Genomic DNA, 22,755 nt, shown 5'->3' with positions numbered 1-22,755 from the left:
AGAATCGGGCAGCCAGGCTGCCCGATTTGCTTAAGGTTAATGAGGGTCCGGAATCGCCGTGCCCCAGTCGCGCCACGCTTTCGGCGCTTCATCCTGTAGCAGGAAGTGTTTGTTGGCGCCGGCCTGCGGTGCTAATGGCACCGTCGGCGGTGTGGCAAACTGTACGCCGCCGCGAATGAACTGCTGGAAGGTGCCGGTTTTCAACACGCCGCCTATCAGACCGAAATCGAAGTTATAGCCGGAAGCCAGCCAGAACACCGAATTGTTGCGCACCAGATGCTGGTACTTTTTGCTGATACGCAGCGCGATCTGCACGCGATCCGCCATATTGCCCAGCGACGTTCCGGTGACGGTGCCCACTTCAACGCCCCGGAACAGCACTGGCGTGCCCACCGACAGCGATCCCGCGTCAGCGGCATCGACATATATCGTCAAGCCGTTCAGGTAGCGTGAATCGGTGATGGTGCTTTCCTGCAGTTCAAAGGTGCGCGCCGGCGAACCTTTGCCCGGATCGACGTTGAGATAAGGCTGCAGCAGCGTTTCGATATGGTTAACGCCCGCCGCAGAAATCTCCGGCGACACCACCGAGAAGCGGCTGCCGATGCGCGCGAAGTCCTGCACGTATTCCGGATAAAGCACCGCTTTGGCAACAACCTGATTGTTATCAGAACTCAGCGCCAGTGATTCAACCTGACCAATATTGATGCCGAGATAGCGAATCGGCATGCCCGCCGCCAGTTTGCTGGCATCGAAGGTGTGCAATGTGATCTGGCTGCCAACTGCACGCGCCGCGGTTTCTGACGAGTAGAGCACGCGTTTCACGCCTTTCGCCGCCTGCGCGCCGGTGAGATTATCGAAACTGATCGCGCCTTTGAGCGCGCGGTTGAGCGGGGACGCTTGCACCGTCAAACCGCTGCCGTTGAGCTGCACTTTCGCGCCACCTTCGGCCCAGAACACGCTCTCGCTGGTCAGCAGCTTGCGATACTGCGGCTGAATATGAATCGAGATTTCAAACGCATCCGCGCGCGGCACTACATCCACCACTTCACCGACCTGGAATTTGCGGTACAGCAGCACTGAACCGGCCTGTACATCCGGCAAGCTTTTGGCGGTAAGTTTCAGCGTGGTTGGCGGCTGTTCACCCACGATGCCTTCTTCGGCACGTTCCGCATCCGCATATAAAGGATAACGACTGGAAGGATTGCCTTTCGCGCCAGGAATCAGGCGAATGCCGCCATCTACCCACTCGCGCGCGCTGGCGCCCAGCACTTTCATCCCGTCAAGTCCAAACTTCACATCGAGGCGGCTATTCACCACAAACTTGCTGTCAGCGTGTACCAGATTACGGTGCTCCGGATTGATGGCCGCCACAAAGCTGATGCCATTTTCATCCAGCGTGCGTGAAATCACCTGACCGATTTTCATGCCATACAACATCACCGGCTGGCCGGCATCGATACCGTAGGTTTCCGGCGCGCTGAGTTTTACCGTCAGCACGTCAGGTTTCTGCAGCAATGTTTCGCTGGCTGGCAACACGGTAAACTGATCCTGCGGCTCGCCTTCGCCTGGCACCAGTTCAAAAGTATTACCGGTTAACAGGCTGCTGAGATTGGTGTCGGTCAGGCTGATCTTCGGCGTGCGCATTTCAATGCGCGTCCCGCTGCGCATCAAACCGGTTACTGAAGGATCAACCGTCAGCTCGCCGGTGACTTTGCCGCCATCCAGCAGGTTGAGTTTGGTTAAGGTGCCGACTTCCAGTCCCTGATACATCAGTGGCGTGCTATCGGCTTTCAGGTTATCGCCGCTCGGCAGGTTCAGTTTCACTTGCACGCCGCGCTGACTGCGCGCCAAATCCGGATAGAGCTGGTAGTTGGCATCCACCTGAGCTTGCTCGCCGTCATTAGGTGAATCGAAGGCAATCGCGCCATTCACTAACGCGGCCAGGCTTTCCAGCTTCACTTTGGCACCGCTCAGGCTGACATCCGCATCAACGCCGGAAACATTCCAGAAGCGGCTCTGCTTTTTCACCAGATTGATAAAGCGGCGCTCAATCAGCACATCAATGGTAACGCCGTCGGTGCTGTTGTTGAGGCTGTAATCGTAAACGCGACCCACCGGAATTTTACGGTAATAAACCAGCGAACCGGTGTTGAGCGAGCCGAGGTCGGGCGCGCGCAGGTGGATCAACAGTTCGCCGGTATTAACGCGATACTTCGGTTGGGTATCGAGCGCGGTGAAGTGATCGCTCTCTTTACCTTTACCCGGCATCATGCCGATGTAGTTACCGCCGACCAGTGCATCAAGCCCGGAGACGCCCGCCAGTGACGCTTTCGGCGTCACCAGCCAGAACTGAGTGTCTTCACGCAGTGCATCGCGCATGTCGCTTTTGATGCTGGCTTTAATCTGGATGCTGCGATAGTCATCACTCAGCACAATGCCTTGCACCGTACCCACTTCCACGCCCTGATAACGAATCGGCGTACGGCCTGGCACAATCCCGTCGGCAGTCTGGAAGTTAATGGTGATCGTCGTACCGCGTTCCTGATAGTTGGTCCATAGCAGCCAGCCAGCAATCAGCAGGGCGATGATAGGCAATAACCAGAACGGCGAAATCTTGCGCTTGTTGCGCAGATTAGCGCTAGTCGGTGTAGTCGGCGTTTCCTGTTGCATGTGCATCCCAGATCAGGCGGCTATCAAGCCACTCTACAGCCATAATGGTCAGGACAACGGCGGCACCAAAATAGAAGGCGGCCGGTCCCATGGTGAAAGCCAGCAGCTGATCACGATTGACCAGCGACATGGTTACAGCAATGACGAACAGATCCAGCATCGACCAGCGGCCCACCCAGGTGACGGCGCGCAGCAGGCGAATGCGGGTTTTTAAGCCCTGTTCGCATTTAAAGTGAATGCTGAGTAACAGAGTCAACATCACTAACACTTTGGTAAAGGGCACCAGAATGCTGGCGATAAACACCACCGCGGCCACCGGTATATTGCCCGATGCCAGTCCCAGAATGCCGGAGAAGATAGTGTCTTCACGGCGTGCGCCATTAACGTAGACCACCGAAATCGGCAGCAAATTGGCGGGGATCAGCAGCACAATCGAGGCGATGAGCGCTGCCCAGGATTTCTGCAAACTGTGGCGTCGGCGGTAGTCAAGCGGCGTGTGGCAACGCGTGCAGCGCCCACGCTCATCGGCTACACCGGTTTGATGGCAATTCAGGCACACTTGCCACTCTTCAGGCGGGGAGGTGGGCATCGCTTGCGGATAATAGTGTTCCCACAGTTGCTCGACGTTCAGGTGGATCAGCGTCAGCAGGCTCAGCACCGTCAGCGCAATATAGGCCACTAAACCGTAGCCCACTTCCAGTGAGGCGTAATCCTGCACTTTGATCGATGCCACCGCCACGCCGACCAGATAGATATCCAGCATCACCCACTCTTTGAGCTTGTCCATCATCAGCAGGACCGGGCGCAGGTTCATTCCGAGCGCGTTGCCCACCCACAGATAGAGAATGCCGATGACCAGCGTAACCGGCGCGCCAATGGTGCAAAAAGCCACCATTGAAGCGGTAAGGATGTTGCCTTGCTGCGTCATTTGGATTACGCCCTCCAGCAGGCTAGCGTTAATACGCATGCCCAGCAGGCGAATATCAACTAACGGCAAGCTAAAGGCGAACGGCATCAACACGATCATGACCACCGCCATGGCGGTGAGTCGCGTCATCGACCAGTCACGACCGCTCTGAATTTGTGCATGGCAGCGCGGGCAATAGGCTGTCTGATGCGATTTCACATCCGGTAAGGAAAAAAGGGTATCGCATTGCGGACAACGCTGATAACGTGCGTGGGGCAACGTCTGGCTGATAGCGTGAATTTTCATAGGTGACGCAAGTGCCCATCGTTCGTTACGGTTACCGGCATGCTGAGTAGCGCAAAGTTGCCTGCAATATTCGGTGGTACCAGAATACGCTTATCCACCGACTGCTAAGGGTATAGTAACTAACAGAATGATTCACCTTCTGCGCCTGGATTATTAGTGCTTATTTTAACAACTGAGTGACAACAAGGTCACCCCAGTGACGAGTTATGGTTGAACAATGAACAAAAAAGCTTTTTACGAGGATTTGAATCGCGATGTCCGCGCTCTGTTGGCGGGTGAAACCTCGTTCCTGGCCGCGCTCGGCAATTGCAGTGCACTGCTTTTCGAACGCCTGGAAGGCGTGAACTGGGCTGGATTCTATTTACTGACGGAACCGAACACGCTGGTGCTGGGCCCGTTCCAGGGCAAAATCGCCTGCGTACGTATTCCGGTTGGCAAAGGCGTGTGTGGAACCGCGGTAGCCGAGGACAAAGTGCAATTGGTGGAAGACGTGCACGCGTTCCCTGGCCATATCGCGTGTGACGCCGCCAGTAATGCTGAAATCGTGATTCCTCTGAAAGTAAATGGCACCCTCGTGGGTGTTTTAGACATTGATAGTACGGTTTATTCTCGCTTCGATAGCGAGGACGAAGCGGGGCTGATGGCCCTTACCGACGGGCTTTGTGAAGTGCTGGCGGGCAGCGACATCGTAAAATTTATTCAGCTGACGCACAGCTAATCGACTGGATCACATAGCATTTGGCGATGTTGTCATTATAATGTCGCCTGTTCATGCCTGCTCTGGTCGGCAAATCCGTTGTAATCAGGAAATTTCATGGAAAATCAACCTAAGTTGAATAGCAGTAAAGAAGTCATCGCCTTTTTGGCGGAACGTTTTCCGCAATGCTTTAGCGCCGAAGGCGAGGCGCGTCCGCTCAAAATCGGCATTTTTCAAGATCTGGTCGAGCGTGTTCAAGGCGAACTGAGCCTGAGCAAGACGCAACTGCGTTCTGCCTTACGTCTTTATACCTCTAGCTGGCGTTATCTTTATGGCATCAAAGCGGGTGCCATTCGTGTCGATCTCGATGGCAACGCCTGTGGCGTGCTGGATGAGCAACACGTAGAACATGCGCGCAAGCAACTGGAAGAAGCGAAAGCCCGCGTTCAGGCGCAGCGCGATCAGCAGAAAGCGAAGAAGCGTGAAGCCGGTGAAGAGACCGCTGAACGTCGTCCGCGCAAGCCTGCTCCGCGTAAAGCTGCCGAAGGTGATGCAGCGCGTAAGCCACGTCCTCAGGCGCCGCGTGCGGCCGCGACTGAGCGTGCAGCCGCACCGCAGCCACCGCGGGCCAAACCTGTCACTGATACCTCAACGTTGCAGCCCGGCCAGAACATCAAAGTGACTGCAGGCAAAGGTGCAATGGACGCTACCATTCTTGAAATTACTAAAGATGGCGTTCGGGTTCAGCTCGCTTCCGGCATGGCTATGATTGTGCGCGCAGAACATTTGCAGTTCTGAAACGGAGGCTGACCCTGGCATGAACAACATTTTAAAGATCGGTATGATCGCGGGCCTGCTTTTAGCAGGCCCCACCTTTGGTGCAGATAATATTACCCGCGCCGACCAGATTCCCCAGCTACACGAAGAGCCACAGCATCCCACCGTCAGCGAACGCGTTACTTCGCGTTTCACCCGCTCTCACTATCGTCAGTTCGATTTGAATCAGGACTTCTCCGCGAAAATTTTTGATCGCTACCTGAATCTGCTCGACTACAGCCATAACGTGTTGCTGGCATCGGATATCGCGCAGTTCGCCGATAAGAAAACCACCGTGGGTGATGAGTTCCGCAGCGGTAAGCTGGATGTGTTTTACGATCTCTACAATCTGGCGCAGAAACGCCGCTTTGAGCGCTATCAATATGCGCTGAGCGTGCTGAATCGCCCAATGAATTTCACCGGCAATGACACCATTGACATTGACCGGGCAAAATCGCCATGGCCAAAGAGCGTCGATGAGCTCAACGCGCTGTGGGATGCCAAAGTTAAATATGACGAACTGAGCCTGAAACTGGCCGGTAAAGATGAGAAAGAGATTCGCGAAACGCTGACCAAGCGTTACAACTTTGCCATCCGTCGTCTGGCGCAAAGCAACAGTGAAGATGTGTTCCAGCTGGCGATGACTGCGTTCGCGCATGAAATCGACCCGCACACTAACTATCTTTCGCCGCGCAACACCGAGCAATTCAACACTGAAATGAGCCTGTCGCTGGAAGGTATCGGCGCAGTGCTGCAGATGGATGACGATTACACGGTGATCAACTCGATGGTCGCAGGCGGTCCGGCGGCGAAGAGTAAAGCGATCAGCGTGGGCGACCGCATTGTCGGTGTCGCTCAGCCGGGCAAACCGATGGAAGATGTGATTGGCTGGCGTCTGGATGATGTGGTTTCTAAAATCAAAGGACCGAAAGGCAGCAAAGTACGCCTCGAAATCCTGCCAGCGGGCAAGGGCACTAAAACCCGCACCGTCACGCTGACGCGTGAAAAAATCCGTCTGGAAGATCGCGCTGTGAAAGGCACCGTGCATAACGTCGGCAAACAGAAAGTTGGCGTTCTCGACATTCCTGGCTTCTACGTTGGTTTGACTGACGATGTGAAGGTGCAGCTGCAGAAGCTGCAGAAGCAAAACGTCGACAGCGTGGTGATCGATCTGCGTACCAACGGCGGTGGCGCTTTGACCGAAGCCGTTTCACTTTCGGGCCTGTTTATTCCAAGCGGTCCGGTGGTGCAGGTGCGTGATAACAATGGCCGCGTGCGTGAAGACAGCGATAACGACGGCATCGTCTATTACAAAGGTCCGCTGGTGGTGCTGGTTGATCGCTTCAGTGCTTCGGCTTCTGAGATCTTCGCTGCGGCGATGCAGGATTACGGCCGTGCGCTGATTGTCGGTGAGCCGACCTTTGGTAAAGGCACCGTGCAGCAGTATCGTTCGCTGAACCGTATCTACGATCAGATGCTGCGTCCAGAGTGGCCAGCGCTGGGTTCTGTACAGTACACCATTCAGAAGTTCTACCGCATTAACGGTGGCAGCACGCAGCGTAAAGGCGTAACGCCAGATCTGCTGATGCCAACCGGCGTTGAAGCGGCAGAAACTGGCGAGAAGTTCGAGGACAACGCGCTGCCTTGGGACAGTGTGAATGCGGCAAGCTACACCAAAACCGGCGATATCGCGCCGCTGGTACCGCAGCTGACCAAAGAGCACGCCGATCGCATCGCTAAAGATCGCGAGTTCCAGTACATCATGAAAGATATTGCGCGTTTCGATGCGATGAAAGACAAGCGTAATATCGTGTCGCTCAATCTTGCCCAACGTGAGAAAGAGAACCGTGAAGATGATGCACTGCGTCTGGAGCGCATTAACGCGCGCTATCAGGCGGAAGGTAAAGCGCCGCTGAAGAGCATCGAAGATCTGCCGAAAGACTATAAAGAGCCGGATCCGTATCTGGATGAAACGGTGAAAATCGCTAACGATATGGCGCAGCTGGAGAAATCTCAGCCTGCTGCCGCAAGCGCGAAGTAACCGTCTGGCTTGTGAAATAGCACCGCTTCGGCGGTGCTTTTTTTTACGCTAAAATCGTTGTTAAGCGCCGCTGATGCAGCGAGTTGCGCACTTCACTGCCTAATGTAAAGTTATGTCTTTTTAGGCACTTAAAGATTAAGGTTGCTTGAAATGCGCGGCGATGACCATAGGATAGATATCCGCGCATATGCGCGTGCACAACTGAGGAAGATTAACGTTTATGATGCGTATTGCTCTTTTCCTGCTCACCAACCTGGCGGTGATGTTGGTATTCGGACTGATTTTGAGTCTGACAGGAATCCAGTCAAGCAGTGTTATGGGTCTGATGATTATGGCAGGTCTGTTTGGCTTCGGCGGTGCGTTTGTTTCACTGCTGATGTCTAAATGGATGGCGTTACGATCCGTTGGCGGTGAAGTCATTGAACAACCGCGTAATGAGACGGAACGCTGGCTGATGGATACCGTCGGCCGCCAGGCACAACAGGCTGGCATTGCGATGCCGCAGGTGGCGATTTATCACGCGCCCGACATTAACGCCTTTGCGACAGGCGCACGCCGTGACGCGTCGCTGGTCGCTGTTTCCACCGGCCTGTTGCAAAACATGAGCCGTGATGAAGCTGAAGCGGTGCTGGCGCACGAAATCGCCCATATCGCCAATGGTGACATGATCACCATGACGCTGATTCAGGGTGTGGTGAACACCTTTGTCATCTTCATCTCGCGCATTTTGGCGCAGATCGCTTCCGGCTTCCTGTCGGGTAACCGCGACGGTGAAGAGAGCAGCAACGGAAATCCGATGGTGTATTTCGCGGTCTCGATGGTGCTGGAACTGCTGTTTGGCTTCCTCGCCAGCATCATCACCATGTGGTTCTCACGTCACCGTGAATTCCACGCCGATGCGGGTTCTGCCAAACTGGTTGGACGCGAGAAGATGATTGCCGCACTGCAGCGTCTGAAAACCAGTTACGAGCCGCAGGAGCCAAGCAGCATGATGGCGTTTTGCATCAACGGTAAAAACAAATCGTTGAGCGAGCTGTTCATGTCGCATCCGCCGCTCGATAAACGTATCGAAGCGCTGCGTAGCGGTGAATACCTGAAGTAGTCGGTAATAGACAGAAAAAAGGGCGCCAGATGGCGCCCTTGCTGTTTCTAGGATTCGGCAGCCTGCCGTGACTGCGTCATGCGCGCCAGGCTCACTACGGCAGCGACGCTGGCAAAGCTACCCGCTAGCAGCAGTGAGGCGTGTGTTCCGCTGTCGTTGAACAGATTAAACATTAGCGCCACTAGCGCCGCGCCGCTGCTTTGTCCCACCAGACGCGCGGTACCCAGCATTCCGCTGGCACCACCGCTGCGGTTACGCGGTGCTGCGGTGATGATGGTGTGATTGTTAGGCGACTGGAACAGGCCGAAACCGGCACCGCACAGCATCATGCGCCAGATGATATCCACGTCAGTTGGCTGCGTCGGTAAAAGCGCCAGCAGGAATAGCCCGGCAGCGAACATCGCTAATCCCAATCCGCCTAATAATCCGGCATGGAACTTCTCGATCAGGCGACCTGCAATGGGTGCCATCACCATGGTTGCCAGCGGCCACGGCGTGAGCAGCAAGCCGGTTGCCACTTCATCCCGGCCCAGCACGTTTTGCAGGAAGAACGGCAACGCCACCATCGCCAGCATCTGCGCGCAGAATGAGCAAATTGAGGTGCCGATCGACAGCGAAAAGATCGGAATGCGCAGCAAGTCCACCGGCAGCAATGGCACCGGCATCGCTAACTGGCGACGAACGAAAACAATGCCCACCAACACCAATGCCACCAATTCGGCCACAATCAGCCAGCCGTTTTGTCCCTGCGAGAAACCGCTCAGTGCAGATATGAGCAGGCCAAAGAACAGCGCATTCATTACGGCGCTTGGCACGTCGAATTTCTGTTGTTTGGCTTTCTGGGTGTTATCCGGCAGGAAACGCAATGCCAACCACAGCGCAACGATGCCGAGTGGAATGTTGATCAGAAACAGCCATTTCCAGCTGGCAACAGACAGGATCGCCGCCGCTACGGTTGGACCGGCCGCGCTGGAGACCGCAACAATCAGCGAATTGATCGCCATACCGCGTCCGAGGAAGCGCTGCGGATAGATGATGCGGATCAGCGCCGTGTTAACGCTCATCAACGCGGCACCACCAAAGCCTTGCAGCACCCGCGCCACGGTCAGCGTATTCAACGATGAGGAGTGGGCGCAAAACAGTGAGGTAGCGATAAACAGCGCGAGTCCAACCTGATAGACGCGGCGGTAGCCGAGCATATCGCCGAGAAACGACAGCGACAGCAGCGAAATAACGATGGCGATTTGGTAGGCGTTAACAATCCAGATCGATTCGGCTGGGCTGGCATTCAACTCACGCGCAATGGTTGGTAAGGCCACGTTGGCGATAGCTCCATCTAGCACCGCCATCATGATACCGAGCGCAATGGTGATGATCGCGCCATAGCGCTGTGGAAGGGGTAATCCATCCTGGGCAACAGTAGAAGGCATAAGTAAAGTAAGTAAAGAGAGTGAATATCATCATGCTAATCAATTTGCTGCCGAAAAGCACCGCATTCATTGACATAAAATTACGTGTGGATGTGTCACTTAGCGTCAGTCGTTGCCGCCATCAGGCTGAAACGCATATACTGGCGCTTCTGTTCCGTTTTTTTTGAAACACTGTCAAAAAGGATACGCGCCATGGCGAGCAGTGATAATGATAAACAGCCAGACTCGGTTTCATCAGTGATGAAAGTGTTTGGCATTCTGCAGGCGCTGGGCGAAGAGCGCGATCACGGCATCACCGAACTTTCCCAACGCGTGATGATGTCAAAAAGTACCGTTTATCGCTTTTTACAGACCATGAAATCGCTTGGCTATGTGGCGCAGGAAGGAGAAAGTGAGAAATACTCGCTGACGCTCAAGCTGTTCGAACTCGGCGCCAAAGCGTTGCAGAACGTCGATCTGATTCGTAGCGCCGATATTGAGATGCGTGAGCTGTCGCGTCTGACTAAAGAAACCATTCACCTCGGCGCGCTGGAAGAAGACAGCATCGTCTACATCCATAAAATCGATTCTCTTTATAACCTGCGTATGTATTCGCGCATCGGCCGCCGCAATCCACTGCACACCACCGCGATTGGTAAAGTGCTGCTGGCATGGCGCGATCGCGCTGAAGTGCAGCAGATCCTGAGCGAAGTGGAATTCCGCCGCAGTACTGCGAAAACCATTGTCACTGCAGAAGCGTTGCTGGCGGTGTTGGATCAGGTCAAAGTACAGGGATTTGGCGAAGATAATGAAGAGCAGGAAGAGGGCTTACGTTGCATCGCGGTGCCGGTATTTGACCGTTTTGGCGTGGTGATTGCGGGGCTAAGCATCTCATTCCCCACCATTCGTTTTTCCGAAGAAGCCAAAAATGAATATGTGGCGATGCTGCATCGTGCGGCGCGCAATCTGTCTGAACAAATGGGCTACCACAACTATCCTTTCTGAAATGAAAAACGGGCTGTTGCCAGCCCGTTTCAACGCTTAATTGTCGACCACTTCGCCACTTTTCTTCAGCAGTGGACAATCCGTTACGCCAACGATACCGCTGTCTGTGTGCAGATACTGTGCCGTAATCATACCGCGTGCGGTCAGATAGCTGCATTGCAGCCCAAGTCCCGCCGCATTCTTATTGCTGCCGGTGAGTACGCCATAGCCGGTCAGCAGCATCGCTAACCAAATTAATGCCACCAGCATAATCGTCCGAATAAGTAGTTTCATCTTATCTCCTTGTGATACACAACGCAGCGCATCCAACCTTGCTGCGAATCTACTGTAACAGCATGCCGCGCTTTAGCCATCGAATCGATCAGAGATAACTGAAAGAGAGGGCAGGCGGGATAATCTGCTTTCCGTCGCTACCCATTATCTTTTGCGTCGGCAGCGAGTAGAATCAGCGGCGGAGTAGATGTTTGATTTTTGACTATAGAGGCAGTTATGAACGAATTAGCCGCAAACACCAGCCCGCTGTTTAACTATGGCGTTCTGGCCATCATCATTCTTGTGGCCTTTATTGTCTGGTTCTTTGTCAACCGGGCTAGCGTGCGCGCCAGTGAGCAGATCCGTTTGCTGGAAGCCGTTATCGAAGAGCAAAAGAAACAGAATGCGCTCCTGCGCCGTCTGGTTGACGCACAGCCATCCACAGCAAAACCACCAGCGGATGAAGACGCGGATGAAAAACGCGATTTTATTCGGATGATCCCGGAACGTTAAGCCGTTAAAAGGGGTGAAATAATCGCCATTATGGCAACCGCTGCGCACTGAAATGGTGCGTGGCGGGATAATGACTTTTAGTAAATTCCCTTCTAAGCCAGGTATGAATAGCAACCATCCCTGCCCGAATGAATATCAACTAAGATTTATCCTAAGGAGTTTTTGTTAAATCAAGCTCTTCAATGTTCTTTTTAACATTTAATTGTTGGGTAGATAGTTAAAATTGAGATAAATGCCACCTAATGTTAATGCGTTTATATGGGGCGCATATTATTGGTTTCTCCTGATTTTGGTGCAAAGCAATTAATAACTTATACCTGAGAAAACTATTTGTACAAGATTTGAACGGCGCGCAGTTGTTGTGTGGCGAGCGAAGTTTTCAGTGGAATATCTTATTGATGCCATATTAGTGCAATATTTTTGTCGTACTGTTAACCCCTAAAACTGTACCAATATAGACATTACCGCTGCGCTTGACTAAGCGGCAATCAAGCACTAACTATACTGACTGATAACCTTTTTTTGCGCACCTTCCGCGCTGGGTGTCAATATGTTGATTGATGAAGTGCCGCGCCAAGTAACTAATTATGTGCGTCACGTCGATCACCGTTTAAAAATGGCTTGCCATTAATTTACGGATATGTGATAACAAATCGTAGGTCAAACGAGGTACAGTTCTGTTTATGTATGGCATCTTCAGTAAAGAAGTTACGAGTAAAGACGTTGACGTTGAATACCGCTTCCTTGCCGAACCTTAAATTAGTGCCTCATTCAGTAATGTCTCTGGTTTATCTGTAAGTCTGCCTGCGGGCAATATAATCATTGAAAGGAAATTTGCGAAATGGCAAAGATTAAAGGTCAGGTTAAGTGGTTCAACGAGTCTAAAGGTTTTGGTTTTATTACTCCTGCTGATGGTAGCAAAGATGTGTTCGTACACTTCTCTGCAATCCAGGGCAATGGTTTTAAAACTCTGGCCGAAGGCCAAAGCGTTGAGTTCGAAATCCAGGATGGCCAGAAAGGTCCTGCTGCGGTCAACGTTACCCCAATCTGATTTCGCCCTCAGGCTCGGTGCCATGCACCACTGAAACGAATCCTAAAGCCCCGTTCACTGAACGGGGCTTTTTCTTTTATTCTTTCTGTAGCCAGATGATCAGGGTAAACTGCGCCGCGAATTGCTAACCCGGAGTTGTCTATGTATTTGATTTGCCCACTTTGTCATCAGCCTTTATTGCAGCAGGCGAATAGTTTCCGCTGTGATGCAGGTCACCAGTTTGATCAGGCGAAAGAAGGGTACGTCAATTTACTGCCGGTGCAGCACAAAGGTTCGCGCGAACCGGGCGATAGCGCCGAGATGCTACAGGCACGACGCGCCTTTCTCGATGCCGGACACTATCAGCCGTTGCAAGAGGGTGTCGCCGGGATCCTCGCGCAGCATCTGAGTGAGCAAGGTGCGCAGCTGTTAGATATCGGATGTGGAGAAGGTTATTACACTGCGGCGATGGCAGATGCGTTACCGCAGGCGCAACTCTTTGGGCTGGATGTAGCGAAAGCGGCGATTCGCATGGCAGCAAAACGTTATCGCGAGGTGAAATTTTGCGTGGCGTCCAGCCAGCGTTTACCTTTTGCCGATGCTTCTCTGGATGGCGTGGTGCGCATCTATGCGCCCTGCAATGAAGATGAGCTGAGCCGCGTAATTAAAGCAGGTGGCTACCTGCTAACGGTGACGCCGGGACCGCATCACTTGCAGCAATTCAAGGCGCTGATCTATCGCGAAGTGCAGCTGCACGCGGCGGAAGAGAAGGTGTATGCCGGCTTCAGGCAGGTCGATCAACAAAATCTGCATTACAGCATGACGTTGAGCGGAAGTAAGGCGGTGAGCTTATTGCAGATGACGCCATTTGCCTGGCGTGCACGCGAAGAAGTGTGGCAGAACCTGGCGGCATCCAGCGAGTTTAACTGTGACGCCGACTTTATGCTGACGTTATGGCAGCGCGATTAACGCGCTTCCACCAGCGTATTGTAGATCCGTTCCAGGTCATCAAGCTGTTTGACAGCAATCAGCAGGCGGCGCTGCTCTAGTTGCATCACCAGAATGCCATCCTCTGACAGATTCATACTCTGAATGCGATCGTAGTCGATCCACACGCTGCCAAAAAACAGTCCATTTTCTTTCATCAACAGCTTCGGGCTGCGAACCCAGAATAACCAAATCGCCATAAAGCACAGCACCATCAGCAAATTGGTGGTGAGTTGTGTGCCATGTTTATCAATGTTGTTCCACAGCAGAATCAGCAGCAGCACCACGAAAATGGCGCTATCGATTTTATGGCGACGGCGCAGTGCGACGCGCAGTTTTGTAGGGCCATTGCGGCGCGGCAGGATCGCTTCATCATAAATGGCGAACAGAATGAAGCCTGCAATCAGCAGGGCGATCAGGGCGTCAGTCAGTGACATTAGGTGTTCTTCCTCAATCGAAATTATCTCAACGTGGGCGCTCAGATAATGCCGCTCAATAATAGCCGGGAGCAGGGCTCCCGGCGGGATGATTACAGACCGAGCAGGCCGATCCAGTAACCGAAGATACCGAGGGCAAAGAAGCCGACGATAATCCACAACGCATTCACCTTACGACGCAGCAGCCACATACAGCCAAAGGTTAGCAGCAGTGGAATCAGGCCTGGCATCAGCTGATCGAGGATAGATTGCACCGTGGTAACCGTGGTTTTACCGGTCTGGTCGGTAATGCGCGACACTACCAGCGGCACATTCACATGCGTCCACTTGTTAACCAGGGCCCCCATGACAAAGAGGCCGAGAATCGACGCGCCCTCCGTCAGTTTCTGCAGGAAACCGCCGCCCATATCGCTGACGATATCAACGCCTTTACGGTAGCCGTACGCCACACCGTAATAACGCGTCAACAGACGCACGGCGTTAAACAGGATGAAGAACAGCAATGGACCCAGCAGGCTACCGCTCATCGCGATACCGGCACCCAGCGCAGCAAACACCGGACGCACGGTACCCCAGAAGATCGGGTCACCCACACCCGCCAGCGGACCCATCAGACCCACTTTGATGCCGTTAATCGCCGCATCATCAATCGGCGCACCGTTGGCACGCTGCTCTTCCATCGCCATGGTAACGCCCAGCACCGGCGCCGCTACGTAAGGATGGGTGTTGAAGAACTCGAGGTGACGTTTAATCGCCTGTTTACGTTCGTCGTTGTTTTCTGGATAGAGGCGACGAATCACCGGCACCATTGAGTAGCAAAAACCCAGCGCCTGCATACGTTCAAAGTTCCACGAACCCTGAAACAGGTTAGAGCGCAGGAACACACCGCGGACATCGCCGGGGGTGAGTTTCTTTGGAGTGTTAGTTGTATCAACCATGATTTCACCTGTTCCTAGTCGAGTTCGTTATCGAGGTCATTGTTTGCAGGACCGCTGGTTGCAGCACCTGCAACGCGGTTATATTTCGGTGCCAGCTGGATATACAGCACCGCCATCACCACGCCAATCACGCCAAGCGCAACCAGGTTGAAGTTGGTGAAGGCTGCAGTAACGAAGCCAAGGTAGAAGAACGGCATCAGGTAGCCTGCGCGCATCATGTTGATGACCATCGCGTAACCCACCACCACGATCATGCCGCCGGCGATGTTCAGGCCGTTGGTGACCACGTCTGGAATCGAGTTCAGCAGTTCCTGAACCACGTGAGTACCGACAGAAATCGCCACGATCAGTGCTGGGATGGCAATACGCATCGCCTGCAATACCAGCGCGGATACGTGGATCCAGCTGATCGCCGTCAGGTTGCCTTTCTCGGCTGCCTTATCGGCGGCGTGTTGGAAGGCCACGGTGATGGTACGCACGATGATGGTCAGAACCTGACCGGCTGCAGCCAGCGGAATCGCCAGTGCGATACCGGCGCCCACGCTTTGACCACCGGCAATAACCAGAATGGTTGAGATAATCGAAGCCAGCGCCGCATCCGGTGCAACGGCCGCACCGATGTTCATCCAGCCCAGTGCAATCATCTCCAGCGTACCGCCGATGATGATACCGGTTTTCATATCACCGAGGACCGCACCGATTAAGGTACAAGCCACCAGCGGACGGTGGAACTGGAACTCATCAAGAATCGATCCCATCCCGGCAATACAGGCCACAATAAATATCAAAATGATTTGTAGCGTGGTTATCTCCATTGCATTTCTCCTCTGCAAGGTCTCTAAAATTCGCCCACGTATGCAGGCAAAGGGCGAACTACGGATTGACCTTGGCGATCAGGTCCATCATTTTCAGTCGCTGATCGCTGGACACTTTACGTACTTCCAGTTCGATACCGCGCTCATTAAGTTTGCGGAACGCCGTGATATCTTTTTCATCCACCGATACCGCGTTGTTCACCTGCGTTTTGCCCTGACGGAACGCCATGCCGCCAATATTGACCGACTTAATGTCCACGCCTTGCTCGACAATCCTCACCACATCGGTGGGATTGGTGAACAGCAGCATCACCTTGTCATTGCCATATTTCGGGTTGTTCCACACGCGAACCATCTTATCGATATCCACCACGTGCGCGGTAACGCCTGGCGGGGCCACCTGCGTCAGCAGCGTTTTGCGCACATGGTCGTTCGCCACTTCATCAGATACCACGATGATGCGGGTAACGTTGGTCTCTTTGGTCCAGCGCGTGGCCACTTGCCCGTGAATCAAGCGGTCATCAATACGCGCCAGGCCGATTTTCATGTGATCGCCTGCAGCCATTGGTTTTTGCGGCTGAGCAGGCGCTTTCGCTGCAACCGGAGCAGGCGCAGCTGCGGCTTGCGCTGGCGTTTCAGTTTTGAGGGCTTTAACGCCTTCACGACCGGCCTCTACCGCGATGTGAATCAGTTCTTCCAGCGATGGGTTGTCATCACGTCCCATCAAGGTTTCCACCAGCATCGGGATGTTGACGCCAGCGATGACATCATAGCCATCCTTATCCACCACAATGCGGCTGGCCGCATTAAATGGACTGCCACCCCAGGTATCGACCAGGAACAACACGCCCTTTGACGTGTCGAGATCGGCCAGCCGTGCCTGATACTTTTCGATTAGCGTTTCTGCATTTTCGCCGGGAACGAAATCAATCCATCCGACATTTTCCTGCTCACCCAACAGCATCTCTGCTGTTTTAAGCAACTGTTCTGCCGCCCAGCCATGTGTACCAATTACAATAGCAATGGTCACTTGCTACCTCCGTTCGCGTGAGAGATTCTCTGGCATTGCCGGGAATCATTGAATATTACCGTTAGTGTTTCAGGTGGATCGTTGATGATGTGATAGAGAAAAAGCATCAATAAATAAAACGCAACAATCCGCTGCACAGCGATAAGGTCGCGATTTATTTTAGTGATCGAAAAAATAAATTATGTGATGTTTGTCAGCTATTTCGCGCGTAACGGCGCTAATGTGCACTTTTGTTCGATATTCCCGCGTTAACGTAGATATTTGTAAATGTAATAAATTTTTTTGACGTCGTTGATGTAACTGATACATTAGCGTTCTGTTTTTTATTCAGGAGTACCGGGCTTCAGCTCACCTTTATGGACCGTCACCGACGTCGCTCAACATGTTCTCAGCGCTTTATCGCGCCCGCTTCCACGCTCTTCAGCGTTATCACCGCCTGTAACGATCTCTCGTCTCGCCCTCTGGTGCAGACTCAATTTCGTGCGCCTTCACGTCCGGTAAGGAGTCATTGATGGAATTTCTCTTCGACCCCTCAATTTGGGCGGGTTTGCTCACGCTGATCGTGCTGGAAATTGTTCTCGGCATTGATAACCTGGTGTTTATCGCCATCCTCGCGGACAAATTGCCGCCGAAGCAGCGCGATAAAGCCCGTCTAATTGGTTTGTCGCTCGCCCTGGTGATGCGTCTTGGCTTGCTGTCGCTGATCTCCTGGATCGTGACGCTGACGCGGCCCCTATTCAGCGTAGGCGATTTCAGCTTTTCCGGACGAGATTTAATTCTGTTGTTTGGTGGTTTGTTCCTGTTATTCAAGGGAACCATGGAACTGCATGAGCGGCTCGAGAACCGCGGGCTCGAACATCAGGGCAATAAGAGCTACGCCAGTTTCTGGGCGGTGGTGATTCAGATTGTGGTGCTGGATGCGGTGTTCTCACTCGACGCGGTGATTACCGCGGTCGGTATGGTGAACCATCTGCCGGTGATGATGACCGCCGTGGTGATCGCCATGGGCGTCATGCTGCTGGCCTCGAAACCGCTGACGCGTTTTGTGAATGAACACCCAACGGTGGTGGTGCTGTGTCTGAGCTTCCTGCTGATGATTGGTTTGTCGCTGGTGGCCGAAGGTTTTGGTTTCCACATTCCCAAAGGTTACCTGTACGCCGCGATCGGCTTCTCGATCATCATCGAGCTGTTTAACCAGATTGCGCGCCGTAACTTTATTAAGCATCAGGAACATCGCCCGATGCGGGAACGCACCGCCGAAGCGATTCTGCGTTTGATGGGTGGACGCCAGCGTAAGCAAGCGACGACAACTGAAGAAACCTCATTGACCGAAGCGATGCCGCAGGAAGCGTTTAAGGACGAAGAGCGCTACATGATCAACGGCGTATTGACGTTATCGCAGCGTTCAATCCGTAGCATCATGACGCCGCGCGGTAACATTTCGTGGGTGGATGTTTCGCGTCCGCTGGATGAAATTCGTATTCAGCTGCTGGATACGCCACACAGCTTGTTCCCGGTATGTCGCGGTGAGCTGGATGAAATCATCGGCGTGGTGCGTGCCAAAGAGCTGCTGGTGGCGCTGGAACACGGCATGGATGTGGCGACCTTTGCGGCTAACACGCCGGCGATAGTGGTTCCGGAAACCCTGGACCCAATCAATCTGCTGGGCGTGCTGCGCCGTGCTAAAGGTAGCTTTGTAATTGTCACCAACGAATTTGGTGTGGTGCAGGGCTTAATCACGCCGCTGGACGTGCTGGAAGCGATTGCCGGTGAGTTCCCGGATGAAGACGAAACGCCAGATATCATTGCCGATGGTGACGGTTGGTTAGTGAAGGGCGGGACCGATTTACACTCGCTGCAACAGCTGCTGGATCATCACGAGTTGGTGAAAGCCGATGAAGATCACGCCTCGCTAGCCGGTTTGTTGATTGCACAGAAAGGCCAGTTGCCGCTGCCGGGCGAAGTGATTGATTTGCCGCCGCTGCACTTCCAGGTGATTGAGGCGACCGATTACCGTATCGACCTGGTGCGCGTCACCAAAGATAAGCCATTCGATCACGAAGAACACGCCGGGTAAGTCATCGGACTGAAGTAAACAATAACGGCCACGCCAAAAGGAGTGGCCGTTTTTTTATGCGCTTAGCTGCGCCTGATGCTGCTCCAGCCATTGCGGGAAATCCTCAATCGGCATCGGGCGCGCGTAGAAATAGCCTTGCAGATGGTCGACGCCGCGCTCACGCAGATAGTGTGCCTGCTCGGCAGTTTCCACACCTTCCGCCACCAGTGAAATATTCAGGCGCTGCGCCAGCGAGATCACCATATCGGTAACGGTCGCGTTAATCGCATCGGTGCCAATGGCGGCGGTGAAAATCTTGTCGATTTTAAGCACATCCGGTTGGAGGTCTTTCAGATAAGCCAGCGAACTGTGGCCGGTACCGAAATCATCAATCGCCAGACGCACACCAATTTCATGCAGTTGCGACACCACCGATTGATCGATGATTGGCAGGGCATCACGCTCCGTCAGCTCAACCACCAGTTTTGGCATGGGATTGGCCGGCCACCAGATATTTTGCAGATCTTCCACAATGGCGCGATCGCGAAAATGGCTGGCGGCAACGTTAATCGCAATGTGGAACGACGGACATTGCGGCAGATTGGGCAGCTCAGCCACGACTTTCGCCAGCACGAAGCGGGTCAACGGCGCGATCAGGTTTTGCCGCTCGGCCAGCGGAATAAACACGTCCGGCGCAATCCAGCCCTGACGCTGGTTATGCCAGCGCAGCAGCAGCTCCATGCCGTCACACTCGCCGCTTTTGGCGTTAATCAGCGGCTGGCAATAAACCATAAATTCGTTAGCGGTGATGCCATAACTGATCTGCCAACTGAGGCTCATGCGATTGGCGGTCGCCAGCCAGACGATGTACCCCATTAGCAGGCTGAGCATTAGCGCCAGCGGCAGCTGTGAAGGCAGCGTGTTAAGCGCCAGCCGGGCCGGAGAAGGGCCGTACAAGGTGATGCTAAACGGATAACGCAGTGATGCCTGATCGTACGCCACTTCATCTTCAGACGGTTCAGTTTGTTCAATCAGCGGATTACCGTATTCAAGGCTCTGACCACCCACGTTGAAAATGGCGCGCTCAACCCACGGCAACTGCGGCTCCAGCAGATAATTGGTCATCAATTCAATATTAATGACTTGCAGCAGACCTTCGCGATTATCCAGCGATTTTGGCGTCCACAGCAGCAGCACCGGCGATCCTTTCAACAGATCACTGTCCGTGGCCAACATCATGCGCTGATTATTGATAGCTAATTCAGGATAGGTTTGGCTGAAGGAGAGGTTTTGCGGGCCGAAAATGCTGGAGCAGTAGAGCGCGTCGTCCTTAACCAGCAGCACGGTGCGCACGGTTTGCAGCGCGGCAATTTTCTCAATCAGCGGATAACGCACTTGCGCACAAGGTACGCCAACCAAACCGAGCGTGTTGTTGGCGGAAACATCCAGCGGCGAGAACATACGATCAAAGCGTTCAATCGCGCGGGTGGCGAAATTCAGCGACTGCTGCTCAATGCGCGATTTCTCTTCGATATAACGAAAAGTTAGCGTCAGGACCAGAACCAGCGAGGCGATCACTAACGCAATAAGCAGTCGCTTACGGCGAAATTGACCCACAAATTGCTGGGGAATGAGCATCAGTAACCACCTTGCAAAACAAAGATTGAAGCCAAATTAACGTGTAGGTTATCGGCATTGAGGCGGCCAGGTTTAGCGCGGCTGAATAAAAAATACGGCACTAAAAAAAGCGCGGCCACAAAGGGCCGCGCTCGAAATCAATGTATCTGTTTTACTCAGTTGGAGGTAGCTACAGATGAATAAAAATAGCCAACTGTTGTTTAAATCACCAGCGAAGCGTTAATCGCACTGGACCTTAATCGCTAATCCGCCGCGAGAGGTTTCACGGTATTTAGCGTTCATGTCCTTACCGGTTTCGTACATGGTCTCAATCACTTTATCCAGCGACACACGTGGTTCGCTGGTACGGCGCAGCGCCATGCGCGCGGAGTTAATGGCCTTTACGGAAGCGATGGCGTTACGCTCAATGCACGGCACCTGAACCTGGCCGGCGACTGGATCGCAGGTTAATCCCAGATTGTGTTCCATGCCGATTTCCGCCGCCACGCACACCTGTTCCGGGCTGCCGCCCAGCAGTTCCGCCAGACCGGCGGCTGCCATGGAACACGCCACGCCCACCTCGCCCTGACAGCCCACTTCGGCACCCGAGATTGAGGCGTTCATTTTATACAGCACGCCAATCGCACCAGATGAGAGGAAGTACCGGATGAAGATATCGGGCGTAACGGGTTCGATAAAGTGATCGTAATAGGCCAGCACCGCTGGCACGATGCCGCAGGCACCGTTAGTAGGTGCCGTCACCACACGACCGCCGGCCGCGTTCTCTTCATTCACTGCCAGCGCAAACATATTCACCCAGTCGATCACATCCATCGGATCTTTCGAGTGCTTTGAGGATGACACCAGCAGACGGCGCAGTGAAGCCGCACGACGAGGTACGCGCAACGGACCCGGCAGCACGCCTTCGGTATTCAGACCACGATCGATACAGGCCTGCATGGTTTGCCACACGTTGCCAAAATAGGCGTAAATCTCGTCGCGAGTATGCAGCGCCAGTTCGTTTTTCATTACCAAACCGGACAGCGACAGCCCACTTTCGCGACAGTGGCTGAGCAGCTCTTTAGCAGAGTGGAAAGGCCACGGCACGGAAACTTCGTTCAACACCGGTTGGCCGAAATGCTCTTCATCGACGATGAAACCGCCGCCGATGGAGTAGTAGGTTTTACTCAGAATCAGCAGATCGCCCGCGAAGGCAAATACCGTCATGCCGTTTTCATGCAGCGACAGGTTTTCGCTGCGGAACACCATGCCGCCTTCACGCGGGAAATCCACTTCGCGCGCGCCGTTGGCTAACAGCAAGCGTTCGCGCTGCTCCACATCTTTGATGAACGCGGGAATGCCATCGATATCGACGGTGGCCGGTTCGAAGCCCGCCAGGCCCATGATAATCGCGATATCAGTGTGGTGACCTTTGCCCGTGAGCGACAGCGAACCATAGACGTCAACCGCCACGCGCGTCACGTCCTGCAATTTGCCTTGTTCGGCCAGCAGATCAACAAACTGCTTGCCCGCTTTCATCGGGCCGACGGTATGTGAACTGGATGGGCCGATGCCCACTTTAAACATGTCAAAAACACTAATCACCGGTGACACTCCTCACAAATCTTATTCTGCACGGCATAAGCCGTTTATGCGGCTAATAGTAATCGCCCATGCCGTATAACGAGCAGCTTTTCGCATGAAATAAACTAATTATAAACCACAGAAATAGTTATCCGTTTGTACAGTTGTGAAGCGGATCTGTTTTCCCGGCGAAAGGCTAACGAAACGGGGTTTTACGGCACATTGTTTGTTTGGTCAGCAAACGAAGAGTGAGCTGGCCGGGGCCACTTTTGGTCCGGCGGTCCTCGCGCCGCTAACGCGGTACCTTCACTTCGCTCGTCTGCCTGACGGACCGGCGGAGACGGGACTTCCTTGTCCCGGCTCCGCCTTTCGCCCGCGTCCTGCGGGCTCTCCTGGCTTCCTCGCTTCGTTCAGCGCTGCGGAATGCCTGCCCAAAAGCGGCCCCGGCCTGCTCTGAAGCTTCAGTGTATGTTGATGAAAGGGGCTCATTTGCTAAAGGCGCTGGCGCGTCTGCTGTGGCAAAAGGGCCATTCGCAGCGCTGA

Annotated in this window: 19 protein-coding genes and 1 pseudogene; 10 read left to right on the top strand and 10 right to left on the bottom strand. The window is 53.7% G+C overall.

The features are described from left to right. Positions 1-36: 36 nt before the first annotated feature. The gene (locus AAF463_RS10675) at positions 37-2,670 is read right to left on the bottom strand and encodes a PqiB family protein (RefSeq protein WP_110866296.1); all 2,634 of its coding nucleotides are present in this window, start codon (positions 2,668-2,670) and stop codon (positions 37-39) included. After that, the gene (yebS, locus tag AAF463_RS10670; RefSeq protein WP_137385925.1) at positions 2,639-3,883 is read right to left on the bottom strand and encodes a membrane integrity lipid transport subunit YebS; all 1,245 of its coding nucleotides are present in this window, start codon (positions 3,881-3,883) and stop codon (positions 2,639-2,641) included. Before yebS ends, AAF463_RS10675 begins: the two co-directional genes overlap by 32 nt. Before the next feature lie 217 nt (positions 3,884-4,100). Between yebS and AAF463_RS10665 the strand changes: the two genes are divergently transcribed. From AAF463_RS10665 to htpX, 4 genes are all read left to right on the top strand, one after another. Next, positions 4,101-4,601 carry a GAF domain-containing protein gene (locus tag AAF463_RS10665; protein ID WP_101764180.1) on the top strand — a complete coding sequence of 167 codons (501 nt, stop codon included), beginning with the start codon at positions 4,101-4,103 and terminating at the stop codon, positions 4,599-4,601. 96 nt (positions 4,602-4,697) lie between these two features. Continuing rightward, positions 4,698-5,378, top strand: coding sequence for an RNA chaperone ProQ (gene proQ, locus AAF463_RS10660; protein ID WP_110866294.1), 681 nt, complete (start codon positions 4,698-4,700; stop codon positions 5,376-5,378). 19 nt (positions 5,379-5,397) lie between these two features. Continuing rightward, positions 5,398-7,437, top strand: a complete 2,040-nt coding sequence (gene prc, locus AAF463_RS10655) for a carboxy terminal-processing peptidase (protein ID WP_110866293.1) — start codon at positions 5,398-5,400, stop codon at positions 7,435-7,437. 220 nt (positions 7,438-7,657) lie between these two features. Continuing rightward, positions 7,658-8,539 carry a protease HtpX gene (gene htpX, locus AAF463_RS10650; RefSeq protein ID WP_101764183.1) on the top strand — a complete coding sequence of 294 codons (882 nt, stop codon included), beginning with the start codon at positions 7,658-7,660 and terminating at the stop codon, positions 8,537-8,539. 47 nt (positions 8,540-8,586) lie between these two features. On the opposite strand, the gene AAF463_RS10645 is transcribed toward htpX, so the two are convergent. Next, positions 8,587-9,969, bottom strand: coding sequence for an MFS transporter (locus AAF463_RS10645; RefSeq protein ID WP_350260705.1), 1,383 nt, complete (start codon positions 9,967-9,969; stop codon positions 8,587-8,589). Positions 9,970-10,161: 192 nt separating this feature from the next. Here AAF463_RS10645 and kdgR point away from each other — a divergent pair, with 192 nt between their 5' ends. Next, the gene (gene kdgR / locus AAF463_RS10640) at positions 10,162-10,953 is read left to right on the top strand and encodes a DNA-binding transcriptional regulator KdgR (protein WP_350260704.1); all 792 of its coding nucleotides are present in this window, start codon (positions 10,162-10,164) and stop codon (positions 10,951-10,953) included. A gap of 36 nt (positions 10,954-10,989) precedes the next feature. Here the strand turns inward: kdgR and AAF463_RS10635 are convergent, their stop codons facing one another. After that, positions 10,990-11,226 carry a YobH family protein gene (locus tag AAF463_RS10635; protein ID WP_008110416.1) on the bottom strand — a complete coding sequence of 79 codons (237 nt, stop codon included), beginning with the start codon at positions 11,224-11,226 and terminating at the stop codon, positions 10,990-10,992. Positions 11,227-11,442: 216 nt separating this feature from the next. Here AAF463_RS10635 and AAF463_RS10630 point away from each other — a divergent pair, with 216 nt between their 5' ends. From AAF463_RS10630 to rlmA, 4 genes and pseudogenes are all read left to right on the top strand, one after another. Next, the gene (locus AAF463_RS10630) at positions 11,443-11,718 is read left to right on the top strand and encodes a YebO family protein (RefSeq protein ID WP_008110415.1); all 276 of its coding nucleotides are present in this window, start codon (positions 11,443-11,445) and stop codon (positions 11,716-11,718) included. Positions 11,719-12,401: 683 nt separating this feature from the next. After that, a pseudogene (locus AAF463_RS10625) lies at positions 12,402-12,473 on the top strand (DUF2627 domain-containing protein); the annotation flags it as partial. Positions 12,474-12,559: 86 nt separating this feature from the next. Further along, positions 12,560-12,769, top strand: coding sequence for a transcription antiterminator/RNA stability regulator CspE (gene cspE / locus AAF463_RS10620; protein ID WP_008110414.1), 210 nt, complete (start codon positions 12,560-12,562; stop codon positions 12,767-12,769). Positions 12,770-12,910: 141 nt separating this feature from the next. Then, positions 12,911-13,717: a 23S rRNA (guanine(745)-N(1))-methyltransferase gene (gene rlmA / locus AAF463_RS10615; protein ID WP_350260703.1), complete on the top strand. Its 807-nt coding sequence runs from the start codon at positions 12,911-12,913 to the stop codon at positions 13,715-13,717. On the opposite strand, the gene AAF463_RS10610 is transcribed toward rlmA, so the two are convergent. From AAF463_RS10610 to manX, 4 genes are all read right to left on the bottom strand, one after another. Then, entirely contained in the window at positions 13,714-14,172 is a 459-nt protein-coding gene (locus AAF463_RS10610) for a DUF986 family protein (RefSeq protein WP_350260702.1), read from the bottom strand. The two genes, rlmA and AAF463_RS10610, sit on opposite strands and share 4 nt — an antisense overlap. Positions 14,173-14,264: 92 nt before the next feature. Then, positions 14,265-15,110 (bottom strand): PTS mannose transporter subunit IID, encoded by an 846-nt coding sequence (locus AAF463_RS10605; protein ID WP_008110411.1) that lies wholly within the window; start codon positions 15,108-15,110, stop codon positions 14,265-14,267. Positions 15,111-15,124: 14 nt separating this feature from the next. After that, the gene (locus tag AAF463_RS10600; protein ID WP_064738889.1) at positions 15,125-15,925 is read right to left on the bottom strand and encodes a PTS mannose/fructose/sorbose transporter subunit IIC; all 801 of its coding nucleotides are present in this window, start codon (positions 15,923-15,925) and stop codon (positions 15,125-15,127) included. Positions 15,926-15,983: 58 nt separating this feature from the next. Then, positions 15,984-16,955 carry a PTS mannose transporter subunit IIAB gene (gene manX / locus AAF463_RS10595; RefSeq protein ID WP_222182319.1) on the bottom strand — a complete coding sequence of 324 codons (972 nt, stop codon included), beginning with the start codon at positions 16,953-16,955 and terminating at the stop codon, positions 15,984-15,986. Between the two features lie 511 nt (positions 16,956-17,466). Between manX and AAF463_RS10590 the strand changes: the two genes are divergently transcribed. Continuing rightward, positions 17,467-19,032, top strand: coding sequence for a TerC family protein (locus AAF463_RS10590; RefSeq protein ID WP_101764189.1), 1,566 nt, complete (start codon positions 17,467-17,469; stop codon positions 19,030-19,032). 54 nt (positions 19,033-19,086) lie between these two features. Here AAF463_RS10590 and AAF463_RS10585 read toward each other — a convergent pair whose 3' ends face one another. Together AAF463_RS10585 and AAF463_RS10580 are read right to left on the bottom strand one after the other, a co-directional pair. Then, entirely contained in the window at positions 19,087-20,649 is a 1,563-nt protein-coding gene (locus AAF463_RS10585; protein ID WP_192234061.1) for an EAL domain-containing protein, read from the bottom strand. Positions 20,650-20,868: 219 nt separating this feature from the next. Further along, entirely contained in the window at positions 20,869-22,233 is a 1,365-nt protein-coding gene (locus AAF463_RS10580; RefSeq protein ID WP_101764191.1) for an L-serine ammonia-lyase, read from the bottom strand. Positions 22,234-22,755: the final 522 nt, after the last annotated feature.

It is taken from the genome of Pantoea sp. BJ2 (genome assembly GCF_040255075.1).
Lineage (GTDB): Bacteria > Pseudomonadota > Gammaproteobacteria > Enterobacterales > Enterobacteriaceae > Pantoea > Pantoea leporis.
Note: the sequence above shows the minus strand (reverse complement) of the source record. Positions and strands in the feature narration are given on the sequence as shown.

What these genes read in the sequence shown, in the direction of transcription:
- AAF463_RS10675 (WP_110866296.1), bottom strand. Translation starts at nt 2,670, where the DNA reads ATGCAACAGGAAACGCCGACTACACCGACTAGCGCTAATCTGCGCAAC.
- yebS (WP_137385925.1), bottom strand. Translation starts at nt 3,883, where the DNA reads ATGAAAATTCACGCTATCAGCCAGACGTTGCCCCACGCACGTTATCAG.
- AAF463_RS10665 (WP_101764180.1), top strand. Translation starts at nt 4,101, where the DNA reads ATGAACAAAAAAGCTTTTTACGAGGATTTGAATCGCGATGTCCGCGCT.
- proQ (WP_110866294.1), top strand. Translation starts at nt 4,698, where the DNA reads ATGGAAAATCAACCTAAGTTGAATAGCAGTAAAGAAGTCATCGCCTTT.
- prc (WP_110866293.1), top strand. Translation starts at nt 5,398, where the DNA reads ATGAACAACATTTTAAAGATCGGTATGATCGCGGGCCTGCTTTTAGCA.
- htpX (WP_101764183.1), top strand. Translation starts at nt 7,658, where the DNA reads ATGATGCGTATTGCTCTTTTCCTGCTCACCAACCTGGCGGTGATGTTG.
- AAF463_RS10645 (WP_350260705.1), bottom strand. Translation starts at nt 9,969, where the DNA reads ATGCCTTCTACTGTTGCCCAGGATGGATTACCCCTTCCACAGCGCTAT.
- kdgR (WP_350260704.1), top strand. Translation starts at nt 10,162, where the DNA reads ATGGCGAGCAGTGATAATGATAAACAGCCAGACTCGGTTTCATCAGTG.
- AAF463_RS10635 (WP_008110416.1), bottom strand. Translation starts at nt 11,226, where the DNA reads ATGAAACTACTTATTCGGACGATTATGCTGGTGGCATTAATTTGGTTA.
- AAF463_RS10630 (WP_008110415.1), top strand. Translation starts at nt 11,443, where the DNA reads ATGAACGAATTAGCCGCAAACACCAGCCCGCTGTTTAACTATGGCGTT.
- cspE (WP_008110414.1), top strand. Translation starts at nt 12,560, where the DNA reads ATGGCAAAGATTAAAGGTCAGGTTAAGTGGTTCAACGAGTCTAAAGGT.
- rlmA (WP_350260703.1), top strand. Translation starts at nt 12,911, where the DNA reads ATGTATTTGATTTGCCCACTTTGTCATCAGCCTTTATTGCAGCAGGCG.
- AAF463_RS10610 (WP_350260702.1), bottom strand. Translation starts at nt 14,172, where the DNA reads ATGTCACTGACTGACGCCCTGATCGCCCTGCTGATTGCAGGCTTCATT.
- AAF463_RS10605 (WP_008110411.1), bottom strand. Translation starts at nt 15,110, where the DNA reads ATGGTTGATACAACTAACACTCCAAAGAAACTCACCCCCGGCGATGTC.
- AAF463_RS10600 (WP_064738889.1), bottom strand. Translation starts at nt 15,925, where the DNA reads ATGGAGATAACCACGCTACAAATCATTTTGATATTTATTGTGGCCTGT.
- AAF463_RS10590 (WP_101764189.1), top strand. Translation starts at nt 17,467, where the DNA reads ATGGAATTTCTCTTCGACCCCTCAATTTGGGCGGGTTTGCTCACGCTG.
- AAF463_RS10585 (WP_192234061.1), bottom strand. Translation starts at nt 20,649, where the DNA reads ATGCTCATTCCCCAGCAATTTGTGGGTCAATTTCGCCGTAAGCGACTG.